At 35.4% G+C, this 14342-nt stretch carries 10 protein-coding genes; 9 read left to right on the top strand and 1 reads right to left on the bottom strand.

Features of this window, described 5'->3' with window-relative positions; translation table 11 throughout:
• The first annotated feature begins 208 nt into the window (after window positions 1-208).
• The 7 genes from KO529_RS22125 (at window position 209) to KO529_RS22095 (ending at window position 10395) form a co-directional block, all read left to right on the top strand.
• The gene (locus KO529_RS22125) at window positions 209-1078 is read left to right on the top strand and encodes a helix-turn-helix domain-containing protein (RefSeq protein WP_072860919.1); all 870 of its coding nucleotides are present in this window, start codon (window positions 209-211) and stop codon (window positions 1076-1078) included.
• Window positions 1079-1403: 325 nt separating this feature from the next.
• Window positions 1404-1961: an OsmC family protein gene (locus KO529_RS22120; protein WP_215950037.1), complete on the top strand. Its 558-nt coding sequence runs from the start codon at window positions 1404-1406 to the stop codon at window positions 1959-1961.
• 84 nt (window positions 1962-2045) lie between these two features.
• Entirely contained in the window at window positions 2046-5435 is a 3390-nt protein-coding gene (locus tag KO529_RS22115; protein ID WP_215950036.1) for a thiamine pyrophosphate-dependent enzyme, read from the top strand.
• Between the two features lie 1160 nt (window positions 5436-6595).
• Entirely contained in the window at window positions 6596-7429 is an 834-nt protein-coding gene (locus KO529_RS22110) for a DKNYY domain-containing protein (protein ID WP_215950035.1), read from the top strand.
• A 155-nt stretch (window positions 7430-7584) separates the two neighbouring features.
• Window positions 7585-7764 (top strand): hypothetical protein, encoded by a 180-nt coding sequence (locus KO529_RS22105; protein ID WP_215950034.1) that lies wholly within the window; start codon window positions 7585-7587, stop codon window positions 7762-7764.
• On the top strand, window positions 7758-8057 hold the full coding sequence (locus tag KO529_RS22100; protein WP_215950134.1) for an ester cyclase: 300 nt from the start codon (window positions 7758-7760) through the stop codon (window positions 8055-8057). Before KO529_RS22105 ends, KO529_RS22100 begins: the two co-directional genes overlap by 7 nt.
• A gap of 343 nt (window positions 8058-8400) precedes the next feature.
• Entirely contained in the window at window positions 8401-10395 is a 1995-nt protein-coding gene (locus tag KO529_RS22095; RefSeq protein ID WP_215950033.1) for a YjhG/YagF family D-xylonate dehydratase, read from the top strand.
• A 423-nt stretch (window positions 10396-10818) separates the two neighbouring features.
• Here the strand turns inward: KO529_RS22095 and KO529_RS22090 are convergent, their stop codons facing one another.
• Window positions 10819-12624, bottom strand: coding sequence for an exo-alpha-sialidase (locus KO529_RS22090; RefSeq protein ID WP_215950032.1), 1806 nt, complete (start codon window positions 12622-12624; stop codon window positions 10819-10821).
• A gap of 214 nt (window positions 12625-12838) precedes the next feature.
• On the opposite strand from KO529_RS22090, the gene KO529_RS22085 reads away from it, so the two are divergent.
• Window positions 12839-13729, top strand: a complete 891-nt coding sequence (locus KO529_RS22085; RefSeq protein WP_354667789.1) for an AraC family transcriptional regulator — start codon at window positions 12839-12841, stop codon at window positions 13727-13729.
• Window positions 13730-13827: 98 nt separating this feature from the next.
• On the top strand, window positions 13828-14277 hold the full coding sequence (locus KO529_RS22080) for a MoaF-related domain-containing protein (RefSeq protein WP_215950031.1): 450 nt from the start codon (window positions 13828-13830) through the stop codon (window positions 14275-14277).
• The last annotated feature ends 65 nt before the right edge of the window (window positions 14278-14342 follow it).

The raw sequence follows: 14342 nt of genomic DNA, 5'->3' as shown, positions 1-14342 counted from the left end.
CTTTTAAAATGAAAAGATAAAAATACCCCCCGAACGCCTGCCTGACCACATTCGGGCGAAGGCAGGCAAAAAGCTTGGCAGGCGGAAACTGGCCAACGCGCCAACTCGCCCGCTGTTATAGCAGACGGCGTACCTCCGCACTACGCTTAGCTCAACCGTTGTGCACAAGCGCAATGGTATAATTTAATGTTTTTTTTAATTTTGGAATATGGCACTTGACCTAAAGAAATTTTTCATTTCAAACCAGCATTGCAATAAAATTATAAGTGATGATTACATGTTTATTGAATTTAATTGCCCCATTGAAATGGAAAATTTTAAATTATGGACAGAAATTCCATTTTTAGCTTATATAGTTAGTGGCAGAAAAGATTGGACAACTTTAAATAAAACCTATTGTTTAAAAGAAGGAGATGCTGTTTTTGTTAGAAAAGGTGTTTTTAAAACCAAGCAATATTTTGAAGAGAATTATTGTAGCCTACTTTTTTTTATTACAGACGATTTTATAAGACGATTTTGTAAAGAACATCATGAAGCTCTGCCTAAAACTTCAGCAGACTTTCTTGAAAATCAAATTTATAAAATCAATGTTAATGACCCTTTAAGCTCGCTTTTTTTAACAGTTTTCAATTATTTAAAAGCTGGGAAAGAAATACCTAAAGGTCTGGTAGAAATGAAATTTAAAGAGCTTTTATTTAATATCACAATAGATCCGTTAAACAGAGAGTTGGTGGCACTCTTTAATTCTATTCAACAAGTTGAAAAAACTAATCTCAATGATGTGATGATTAAAAATTTTCAAAGTGATCTAACGCTGGAAGAGTATGCACGTTTATGCGGGAGAAGCTTGTCCACTTTTAAAAGAGATTTTCAAAATCATTTTAAAGAAACACCAGGTAAGTGGCTAAATAATAAACGTCTTGAGTATGCCAAAATGTTGCTTCAAAACCAAGATTTAAATATCAATGATGTCTGTTGGGAAAGTGGTTTTAAGAATACTTCACACTTTAATAGTGCTTTTAAGAATAAATACAAATTGCCCCCTAATCAGTTCAGAAAAGAGCATTACAATCTTTAGATTTTATTTTTCTGATATTTTCTTTTCTTTTAAAACTTGAACTTTTTAGCAAACAAATCGAATTTTAAAGTAAATCTAAGACTTTAAATACAGAATACATATACCCTATTGAATCTGAAACAGGTAAAAAAGTCCATAAAGAACTATCGGAAATCAAATAAAATCTTACATAAAAGCATCTCTCAACCATGGCCATCCATAAAAAGATGGTTTTTTTTTGCTTTGAACTTTTTACCAAATAATTTGAACTTTAGAGTAAATCCTACACTTCGCAATCGCAATACATTTGTATCAAACAAATATTAATAATTAAAATATTAAAAAAATGGAAGCAACAACTGTAAACATGAAAAACGGAGTAAACGTAGATCAATTAGTAGAAACAATTGGTCACATTCAAGATCAACCAGAATTGGCTAAATTCGAATTCAGAGCCAAAAACAATTGGATTCAAGGAGGACATTGTGTGTCTAGTGTTAAGGGATTCTATGGTGCAGGTCAAGAAGACTCAACACGTGAAGAAACTTTCACATTGGCATGTAGTCATCCACAAGTATTATTAGGAGCCGATGAAGGTGCTACACCACCAGAAGTAGTACTTCATGCTTTAAGTTCTTGTTTAACTGGAGCCATGGTTTATCATGCTGCAGCAAATGGAATTGATATTGATGGCGCAGAATCTAACATTAAAGGCACAGCAGACTTGCATGGTTTTTTAGGATTGGATCCTGAAGTTCGTAAGGGATTTAACGGCATTCACTTTAAACTAAAAGTAAAATCGGATGCTACTGTTGAACAATTGGAAAATTTGGCAAAATTTTCGCCTGTATTCGACATGATTACTAATCCAACACCTGTTACAATCGAAATTGTAAAGGAGTAATTTCTTTAAAAAAGACTACTCTATAAAGTTAGAGTAGTCTTTTTTATTTCAATCAAAAAGCAAAAGAACTTTCACTTCATTACCATGAAAACTAAAAAACACATAACCGTTTGTGGTAACACAGCAGTAGCACGAATAGCTTATAAAACCAACGAGGTTTGCGCTATTTATCCTATTACGCCATCTTCAAAAATGTCAGAATTAGTAGAACAATGGAGTGCAACAAAACAAGAAAACATATTTGATACTATACCTTCAGTCTTCGAAATGCAAAGTGAAGCAGGAGTTGCTGGTACAATGCATGGTGCTTTACAAACGGGCTCTTTATCTACAACGTTTACAGCATCACAAGGTTTATTATTAATGCTGCCTAACATGTATAAGATTGCTGGCGAATTAACGCCAAATGTCATTCATGTTGCAACTAGAAGTATTTCAACCCACGCCTTATCAGTTTTTGGAGACCATAGTGATATTATGGCTGTTAGAAGTTCCGGTTACGCCATATTAGGATCAGCTTCAGTACAAGAAGCACAGGATTTTGCTTTAATATCCCAAGCGGCAACCTTACAATCTAGAATTCCATTTATACACTTTTTCGATGGTTTTAGAACATCACATGAAACTTCTAAAATTGAAGAGATTTCAGATTCAATCATCAATGAAATGATGGATTTCGAATGTATTCAAAATCATAGAAATAGAGCCTTAAATCCAAACAATCCCGTAATTAGGGGAACAGCGCAAGGCGCAGAGGTGTTTTTTCAAAGTAGAGAAGCAGTGAATCCATACTATAATTCGTGTCCTGATATTGTTCAAAATAAAATGGATGCTTTCGCGGAATTAACTGGAAGGCATTACAAAATATTCGATTATGTCGGAGCAAAAAATGCTGAATATATTATTATTTCAATGGCTTCATCAACTGAAACCGTTGAAGAAACTATTAATTATTTAAATGCTAATGGTGAAAAGTACGGATTGATAAAAGTACGATTGTTTAGACCTTTCAGTAAAAAACACATTATTAAAACCTTACCGGAAACCGTAAAATCGATTGCTGTTTTAGACCGAACAAAAGAACCTGGTGCAACAGGAGAACCTTTATATTTGGATGTAGTTCAATCTATTTTCGAAGCCTTTCAAAATAAAGAAATCTCAATATTTCCTAAAATTGTTGGAGGTCGTTATGGTTTGTCATCAAAAGAGTTTACACCAAATATGGTGAAATCCGTATTTAATAATTTAAAATCCCTTCAACCAAAAAACAATTTTACTATTGGTATTTTCGATGACCTTACCAACTTAAGTTTATCGTACGCCGAAGAATTCAAAATCAATATAGAAACTTACCAAGCATTATTCTATCAACATCAATCATTAAATAATAAAAACAAGTTCAATTGTGTGTCAGAACTGATTGGAAACACAACAGAACAGTACGTTCAATCGTATTCAGAAGGCGATTATAAAAAATCAGAATCCAGAAATGTGATGCATTTACGACTAGATTCAAAACCCATTAAAGCACCTTATTTAATTAATAATGCCGATTTTATTGTTTGCCAAAATGTGTACTTCATTGTAAATGACAATGTGTTAAAAAACATAAGACAAAACGGAACACTTTTGGTTGCAACTTCACTTCGGACCAATGCATTTTGGCAGACACTTCCTGTAGAAATTCAGGAACAAATTATCAAAAAAGAGATAACGCTTATTATTGTGGATAGTAATAATTTAAAAGAAAGTTATAACATTGAAAATCATTCAATTTCTTCTCTTCAAGCTTGTTTTCTTGCGCTAATAAATGAACTTACTGAGAATTCTACTTTAGCAGAAATAAAAAAGCAATTCATAAAAGTTGATACTTCAATTCAAACGAATTTTGATACGATTTCAATTGAAGATGATAAAGATTTTACAACGACACTTTTAGGTAAATTATTAGCAAATAATGGAAATAAAGTTTCTGTAAGCGAATTGCCAGTTGATGGCACATATCCAACGAATACTTCAGTTTATAACCCAAATACAAACACGACGACGATACCTAAATGGAATCCAAATAGTTGTACCCAATGTGGTGCTTGTAGTATGGCATGTCCACAAAGTGCCATAAGAATGAAAGTATTTGAAGATGAAAATTTAGAAGAAGTTCCGCAAGGTTTCAAATCTGTAATTTCAAACGATTTTGACTTAATGAATTTTACTATTCAAGTTAATTCTAACCAATGCAATGCATGTAATAATTGTATTGATGCCTGTTCGGAAAAGGCATTATTTATGGCAGATAAGTCGGATTTAAATAATGAATATTGGAGATATTTTGATACCCTTCCAAAATTGGATAGGACTATTATTGATACTTCTAAAGTTAGTCAGCAACAACTACAAGAACCATTATTTGAATATTCAAATGGAGATGATGGTTGTGGTGAAGCCCCATATTTTAAATTATTATCACAATTATTTGGAGACAGACTGTTAATTGCTAATGCCACAGGTTCAAGTTCAATTTTTGGTGCAGCATTACCAACAACACCTTGGGCAAAAAACAAAGCAGGAAAAGGTCCTGTATGGTCAAATTCATTATTTGAGGATAATGCGGAATTTGGTTTAGGGTTTAGATTATCATTAGACCAACAAGAATACGAAGCAAGAACTTTGCTTAAAAAAATGATGCAATTCCTTGATTTTGATTTAGTACATGATATTATCACAGCAAAACAACATTCAGAAATTGAAATTATTAAACAGCAAAATAGAGTGACCCAACTAAAAGAAATTCTAAATAAAATTAAAACTAGTGATGCCGATGAACTTAATCGTTGTGCAGATGCTTTAGTTAAGAAAAGTGTTTGGTGTGTTGGTGGTGATGGTTGGGCATACGATATTGGTTTTGGAGGTTTGGACCATGTTATTGCATCTGGTAAAAACGTAAATATTCTAATTTTGGACAACGAAGTGTATTCCAATACAGGTGGGCAAATGTCTAAGGCAACACCATTTGGAGCATCAGCTAAATTTGCCCATTTAGGCAAAGCAAAACAAAAAAAAGATTTAGGATTAATGGCAATGACTTATGAGGATGTTTATGTGGCTTCAGTTGCAATGGGCGCAAACCAAGAACAAACATTAAAGGCTTTTAAAGAAGCCGAAAGTTTTGATGGTCCATCAGTAATTATAGCCTATTGCCATAGTAATTCTCATGGTATTGACATGAGAAATCCAAGTCAGTATCATAAAGCAGCAGTTGCATCTGGCCAATGGTTGCTATATAGAAATGACCCAAGAAAATTGAAATCATTTCAGCTCGATTCAAATCAACCAACACTAAAAATTGAAGATTATTTAAAAATGGAAAAACGATTTGATAGATTGCTCAAATCAACAAATAACCAATTAATAAATAAACTACAGATCAATATAGACAAGCGTTTTCAAAAATATAAATCCTTGTCATATTCATGAAAATAAAACCTAAAACCATAGAAAAAGGTGATTAAACTTTAGAAAAAGCAATCGTTATTCTACTCTCAGAAGGAATTGTAGTAGAATATTTAGACACTTTGTTTGAAAATGATATAGAAGCTATCCTGTATAATTATACCCATAAATCGTTAGTGATTACACTTGAAAGATTTATAAAGGGCTTAATGAAATTAAAGAATTCATGTGTTAATTGATTAAGCATTTCTTTATAAAAAGTACTGTTTTAGTACATGATAATATGGCTATTGAAAACGAAATAGTTCATATTGTTTAGCATGAGCGCGCAACAACATCAAGCTTATCAATGGCATCAGACACCTTTTTTATAAAAGACGAATAAATCAGGAAACTTACCTTTATATGCCAATTAAACAATACATATAAATACTAAAAAAATATTTTAGCTAAAGGGATTTTTTATTTACCTCTTCTCTTAATGCAAAATACTTGCGCAAACAACATTTCACTTCTTTTAAAATTTTGTGTAATTCATTTAAGAAGTAATTAAAACTAAACTTCCGCAAATAAATATGATGACCTATTGAAACAAATAAAATAAAAGCTAGTGGACAACAATGTGTATATTTAACCGGCCCGACAGAGTCGTTCCTGTCCTTGCCAGCACGGGCGGACTGGCGGGTTACTTGGTCACTGCCGACTTACGAACATTCCTGAGGAATATTCTATCTGTAATTTATTTGCTAAATTAGGTGCTTAACCACGTAACTAATCATAAACGTGACATAGCAATAATTTGAAAAAAACAAACTACAAAACAATACTTCTAGCTTATATTCCAATCGGAATTATACTTTTTTTTATTCTAAAATCGGAACTAAGTACAGGATTTAGAGGATTTCTTGACTTTGGAAAGTATACTATCTTTTTGGTTAGTGGAATCATAGTGTTTATTTACACTATAATAAAACAAGGGATAAGAATTAAGAAAAAAGTTGAAGTTACAGAAGCCAAAATTATTATAATCCTACTTTTAATTTCTACTTTTTTAGCCATTGGCTCATTATATATTCCAGACTATTTATTTTACTAAAACTAAAAATACCTTATTATTACTTCCTATAATTTCAGAACAGAATTTAAACAACTAAGTTTTAAAACCACATTTATAAAAATTTAAAATGAACGATTTAATAATCTTGGATTTATTTTGGGACAGACAACTTGTAAAAGATAAATCAGGCAAAGAATTTGAAATTTTTAGAGGGAAAGATTATGATCATGAATGGGTAAATTTAGGTAACGGATATTCAAAAGATAACAATTGTATTTATTATTATGATGACACTTGTTTTGAACAATATCTGAACAAGATTGATATTGCCAGCTTTAGTTTAATTGAAGCAAATGAAGCTGAAAACACCATTTATTTTAAAGATAAAAACGCTGTATATCTAAAAAGTTATATGTGTGGTTTTACAATCTTACCAGAGGCAAGTCCAAACAATTTTCGCATTATAGATATTGATAATGGCTACTTAACTTCTGGTGAATTCGATTACTGGTATGAATCTAAATTACCTTATGCCCTTTCTGAAATGACGCCTATCAATGAAAGCTACCAAAGAGTAGGCGATTCCATTTTCTTTGCACATACCATAAAAATGACTTGTGATGTTAATACCTTTGAACAAGTTCACCCAAAAGTTGCAACAGTATTTAAAGACAAAGGAAATCTGTATTTTAAAAATGAAATAGTAGAAGGCGCTAATCCTGCAACTTTTCACTTTTTAGAAGACTGTATAGGTAACAATTCCCCTTATTATTTAGAATGTGATATTCATTTTTATGCTAAGGATGACAAACAGGCCTACTTTGTAAACGAACCTTTTGGAATTAAGATCATAAAGACTAAAGATTTGGAAAATTTTAGGTTTGAAGTGATAGATGAAATTGGATATGGAAGAGACTCTAATTACAGATATGAAAAAGGGAGAAGAAAAAAGGTAAAATAACTATGGCAACACCGAATATAAATAATGGCTTAAACCTTAACTGGTTAACTATAATTAGTCTTCTACAAATTGTGTGAATTGTTTTGCAAAAGAACAGAACAAACCACGCCACTAGAGATATACAAATGCTTTAGAGTCAATTTGAACCAAATAATATGAAAAAGAAATTCTTAATTTTAACAATACCATTGATAATCTTGACGATAATTACAGGATGTAAATCTGAAAAGTCGGAATACGACAAAATGGTTGAATTTGGACAAAAATATACAGATGCCTGGAATAGTAAACAACCGGAGGGAATGGCTCATTTTATGCCGAAGATGGTATCCTAACTGTAAATAATGGAAAGCCGGCAGTTGGAAGTAAACAATTAGCAGAAACTGCTCAATCCTATATGGAAGCTTTTCCTGATATTGAATTAACTATGGACAGTTTAACAGTCGAGAGCGGAAATTACAGATATTATTGGACATTTAAAGGGACAAATACTGGACCTGGCGGAACTGGAAATAAAGTTGATTTTAACGGATTTGAAGAATGGACAATGAATGACCAAGGCCTTATAAAAAAGTTAATTGGAACTTATGATGCGGAGGAATATCAAAGACAACTAGAAGGAAAATAAAAAACCAGCTACCAACATCGTTTATAATTAACCAGCCCCACAGAGTCGTTCCTGTCCCTACCGGCACGGGCGGACTGGCGGATTGCTAATTTAAGTGCTTAAAACACCCAACTAACTATATACAAACGCGTTATGTGCAATTGACAATACCTTAAATCGTTCTTGACAGATGATTGCTCACCTCCTAAGCTTCCTTTTTTCCTGTTGCTTAAGCTATCCCTTACTTTTGGTGTAGATAAATGTGATGTAGTTTAAAATGATAAGGACGTATCCTTTTGAAAAATATTTCCCCTTGTAACTGATAGATTAACTTGATGCCTTCGTATCACGATTTTAAAGAAATATGAGCAATAACGATAAAGAGCACTTCCAAGAGAACAGTCCCTTTTATTTCCCTTTAGAAGTTACCCCAAGAAAAGGGCTACTACCAATATCACGGGAAGACTATGAAAACAAGCCCAGTGGTGACATCTTTGGCAAAATACAGGATGCCGGGATGAAGTGGAATCCTGGAGATGTAAATCAATCAGAATTCCTTATAATGAGTACTGCGGGAGGATTAAAGAACGGTGAAGAGACCCTGGCACTGGGCATGCACTCAGGACATTTCGAATTGGGGGATGCCGCAAAAGTTGCTGCAAGTGCTTTCAAAAACCTCTTTACCAAACCCTATTATGTATCTGTATCCGATCCGTGTGATGGACGTACTCAAGGCACTACAGGCATGATGAATTCATTGGCCTATCGCAATCATGCCGCCACAGTTTTAGGAGATTTAAGACGCTCTTTGCCCAATCGCAAAGGCGTTATGGGCATTGCTACTTGTGACAAAGGCCTACCCGCGATGATGATGGCATTGGCTAATGAATCCAATTTACCAACGATTATCATGCCCGGCGGAGTGACATTAATCGCCAAAGGAATCAAAGATTTGGGTTCGGTACAGTCTTTACCATCACTTGTTTCCCATAAAGAAATATCATTGCAAGAAGCACAATCCCACGGATGTGCTTCTTGTGGAACACCAGGTGGAGGTTGTCATTTTTTGGGAACAGCAGCCACCTCCCAAGTCGTAGCAGAAGCATTGGGAATGGCATTGCCACATTCGGCGCTAGCCCCCTCTGGAGGGAAGATTTGGTATGCCCTTGCTAAAGATTCAGCCATTGCTCTGGTAAATCTGGCAAAAAACAATATATATACCAGTCAGATCCTCACTCAAGATGCCGTGTACAATGCTATGGTAGTACATGCAGCTTTTGGCGGATCTACTAACCTCTTACTGCATATCCCTGCTATAGCCCATGCAGCGGGACTACCCATGCCTACTCGAGAAGAATGGGAGAATATTAACCGAAAAACGCCACGATTGGTCAATGTGCTCCCAGCGGGGAAGTACTCCACAGCACACGTATATGCTGCTGGAGGAGTACCAGAGGTAATGTTACATTTGCGAAAATTAGGGCTACTCAAAGAAGATTGCCTCACTGTTACAGGCAAAACACTGGGCGAAAATTTGGATGTCTGGGAGCAGGGCGGCAAAATGTTCACTTGGGAAGCAGAGAATAAAAGAAATAGACGTCAACAAGTACGTTTTAACCTCCAGACCTTTAATCCTGATGCACATCCTGATAAAGTGATACTATCTCCTAAAGAAGCGAAGAAGGCCAACATGAAAAGTACCTTGACTTTCCCCACCGGAAATTTGGCACCAGAAGGAGCGCTGATCAAAAGTGGTGCAATCGCTACAGAAATGATCGATGACAACGGTATATACTATAAAAAAGGAGTTGCCAAAGTATTTGTCTCTGAAGCAAATGCCATTAAGGCCATTAATCATGGAGAGGTAAAGCCAGGTCATATTATCATATTGATTGGAACAGGGCCAAGTGGTACAGGAATGGAAGAAACCTTCCAAATCACGGGCGCTCTGAAACAATTATCCTTTGGAAAAGAGATAGCCTTGATTACCGATGGGCGTTTTTCTGGCGTTTCCACAGGCGCATGTATAGGACATGTTGGTCCAGAGGCTCTAGTAGGAGGACCTATCAGTAAGGTTCAAGATGGAGATATCATTGAAATCAAAATTGATTGCGATAATCTAAGTGGAAGTATAAATTTAATAGCCTCGCACAGCGATCCCAATGCCAAACTAAGTGAAGCCGAAATAGCAGAATTGTTTTCAAGCAGATCACCACACCCAGAACTTCGACCACATCCAGAATTGCCCAATGATATTAAAATTTGGGCAGCGACGCAGAGCGGTATATGGGAAGGATGTGTACAGGATGCTGATCGGATTTCAAAGATTGTGAAAGCAGGAATTGATGCTTTAAAATAAGAAGAAGTACATGACAATAAGTATGGATGCATATCTGCCCCTACCTTGCAGAGACGGCAACATAGTACAATCTGTTGTTATACTTGAAGATAAAAATGGTTGTAATGTTCACTAGAAACATTTTGTTAGCTAAACAATAGTTCAACTACAAGAATTCAACTAATTAACTTTAAAATTATTAAAACCAATAGTGAACACAAAACTGAACACGTTCTTATAAATTAGCATCTGGGAAGACCTGTAAATAGAGGTTTTTTAAAGCCCAGGTAGGAATTTACAAACCGGAGGTCGGGGGGAGCGTGTCCCCTACTCTCGCCACAAAACTCAAGTATTTAAAAATCCCCGAATTGGTTACTGCCAATCCGTTTTTTTATGCCTTCTTTTAATGAAATGATTACTGCAATAAACTGTATCCTGAAATAATCAATTTCCATGAAAAAGCATATTTGATGGAATTTCTACCTTCTCGAAATCGTCACTTTGCCAAGATAAAGTCAATTTACTTCCGCCTCCTTGCTGGAAATAGTTGAGCGAGATTTTATGCAAACCGGATTTTAAAGAAATGGAGCCCTTTTTTTCGTAATTGCCATGCGCCCCGTCATTGTCGATGAGCGCCTCATCATTCAAGAATAGCACACTTCCATCGTTGGATTCAAGATAGAAGGTGTATAATCCATCTTTTGGGACATTTATGTATCCATCAAAGACGTAACCGAAATTTTCTGTTTTCGGACTGTTTTTTATGGAAAATTGAGGGATTATACCGGATGCTGTTTCCTGCTTTTTTTCAAGGCCTCTCGCCTTGCTTAATTCTTCATTGTAATATTTATAATGGAGCCCTGTTGTCGGCTGCTCCGTTAGTTGCTGTGCCTCTTCAAATATGTCATTACCAATTTCCGCAGATACGATCTGACTGGGAGTTTTGTCTGCCGAAAATGCCTGCATACGCAACAAGGCTTTCTTGGTAATGACAATCGGTTTGCTGTATAGAAATTTATTTTCCGGTTTGGGCAGAGAGCCATCAAGGGTATAATAGATTTGGGCTGTTTTGTCCTTGGATGCCAATTGGATGTTGCCATTTTGATCTGATGCCAATTTGGGATTTTCTGCAGCATCCTGATAAATCCAATCCAAGCTAAGGCGGGTGATTTGCGTAGTAGCCAAACCATGCCCACCCTTTCTATCGCCTGCACAATGCCCCAAGAGCACATGATTATCAAGGAATTCTATTGCAGTGTAGCAATACCAACCATCAGGGTCACTTTCTATGGTCTTTATCTTCTCCCAACTTTTTCCTTCATCTTTGGATATGGCTAGGTTGTAGGGAGTTCTGTAGCCACCATCTCTTGAATTTTCGTAGTTGTTGTTCCATATCAACAATAAGTCTCCTGTTTTTGGAATGCGCTCTATGGAAGCTGGGGAAAGTGGCGATTTTATATTTCCCGCTACGATTGGCGACCAGGTCTCGCCCTCATCTTCCGAATAGGAGAAGTATTGTACACCAGCGTCTGTCCGACAAAAGAGCATCATTTTCCCATGATCCAATTCCACGATTCCTGGCTCTTGCAACACTACGTTCTTAGGATTGGGTACCTCCATGGATTTCGACCAGCTTTTTCCCAGATCATCCGAGAAATAGCAATATATCTTTCCATTAGCAGTCATATTGGATTCAACCTCACCATGCAGTGAAGTAGGATAAATGATCCTGCCATTGGGCAACTGAAGCAATCTGTCGTTATTTACAACATGATATCCTTCGTCTTCCATACACCTGATAGGTTCACTCCAAGTTTTTGCCTCATCAGTAGAAATGCGCATATATGGTATACAGTCCGTTTCGGAGTTTTTTCTAATGTAAAAAAGGGCCAAACTTCCATCACTTAGCCGCAATAGAGAAACGGACATCACATTCATTCTACCTTCGTTGGGTATAATGCTAACGTCTTCCTGTGTCCAGGATTGGCCGCCATCACTGGAATATCTCCCCGCCAGATAAGCTTTGGCATGATCACCCGCTCCACCCGTAAAATGGGTATAAACAAACAATATCCGACCATCTTTAAGTTGGATAAAATCACCTTCGCTATTTCTGGGATTATCAGAGGAAGGAGTTAGGCGTAAAGTAATTTCTTTGCCGGAATCTTCATGTGGAGCTGTTTTACAACCCATAAAAAATAAGGCTATTATCAGAAAAAGGAAGTGGTAATGGTGGTTTGTGTGGTTCATATTTTTTGAAAGCTAGGGTAATTCTATTTTAGCGTCTTAAATTAGCCATTTTAGAATTTTTCACCTTGAATATTATTGATAATTCTTACTATTGTAAATAGCTCTAAGGAAGTATTGCCACCAATAGTAGATTAACACGTGTATTTAGTAGTAAAGGACTATATAGAAAATAAACAGAACTCGGAGCTATATTAGTCAATTCACAACCCTAAGAGTGCTAAAGCTTAATAAACTCACCAGTCTGAACAACATACCTAACATATCATTTGAAAGCGAAATAGATGAAAAGGAATTTGAGTTCCTTAATCTATCCCATCTTTTAGCTAAAATAAGAACAGGATTAGATCATAACCCCAATAAACCCCATAGGCTTAGCTTTTTTGCCTTGTTGATCGTTACCAAAGGTGCGGGAAGCCATCATGTTGATTTGAAAGAATATCCATTAAGAAAAGGTACCGTCTTAAAAATAGCAAAGGGACAAGTGCATGCTTTTGAAGAAAATCCGAGTTATGACGGTTTCCTAATTGTGTTTACGGAAGAATTTGTGCTCCAATATTTTTCAAAATCATCGATCCGGTTTATATCACATCTCTATAATTATCATATTTCCAAAACTGCTGTTGATGGCAGTAATTTTAATGAATCGTTTATTGGGCAGTTAAAAGATGAACTGGAAGCAGAAAACACTTATGCTCAAAAAAATATTGTGGCTAAACTTCTAGAATTGTACCTACTAAAGTTGGAACGTCTTTCGCAGGCAGATGATTTACCAAAACAACACCCAAAGCACTATCCATTATTTCTTGAGTTTAAAAATTTAGTGGAAGAAAAGTATACTGCCACAAGAAATGTAAAGGATTATGCGGATATGCTCTCAATTTCTACAAAGCATTTAAATGGAATAGTAAAAGAATTTACACTAAATACTGCCAAACAATTTATTGATAATTTAGTGATTCTTGAAACTAAAAGAACCATTGCAAGTTCCAATTACAGTTTAAAGGAAATTGGATATGCAGTGGGATTCGATGAAGTTACAAATTTTACCAAATTCTTTAAAAAGCATACTGGCACTAGCCCTAAACAGTTTAAAACTGACTTATAGCGGTTTCGTTCCCATATTTACCATTCTTATCCGAAGATTCACCTACCGGATTATTCTGAATTGGCCCAATTTTGTACCAAACTTTAAAATCATAGAAAATGAAAACAAAATTAGCTACATTTCTTTACCTTGCTCTATTTAGTGTTGGACTTAGCTTGGCTCAAAGCAAAACCACGGACGAAAATAAATTTCAATTTGGAGAGCCTGAACATTTCTTGGATGGATATTCATTGAATTTCCAGTATCAGGATGGTACTGCCATACATATGGAATTTTACAATGGCAAAGCCAAATATGAATGGGTCGCCGGACCAGCAAAAGGAAATGGAAACAAGGATATACCTTATCGTTCCCGTAAAATTGGCAATGATCTTTATTTGATCAACTGGCACGAAACAGATAAAAAGGACTATCTAACCCTGGTTTTTGATTTTGAAAAAATGCTTGTGCATAGTTCGATTATAGTAGGTTACGAAAACAAGCCAGAACGAACCTTGAAAACGGTATTCAAAAGTGGAATTATCGATCATTTAAAAACGGCTGAATAATTTGCAAATTAGTTTTAACCTTCTATTCATTGCTATCTTCTATAATTAGGAGGAATAGGGGTCTA

Origin of the sequence: Arenibacter algicola, assembly GCF_018860365.1 — a bacterium.
GTDB lineage: Bacteria > Bacteroidota > Bacteroidia > Flavobacteriales > Flavobacteriaceae > Arenibacter > Arenibacter algicola_B.
Note: the sequence above shows the minus strand (reverse complement) of the source record. Positions and strands in the feature narration are given on the sequence as shown.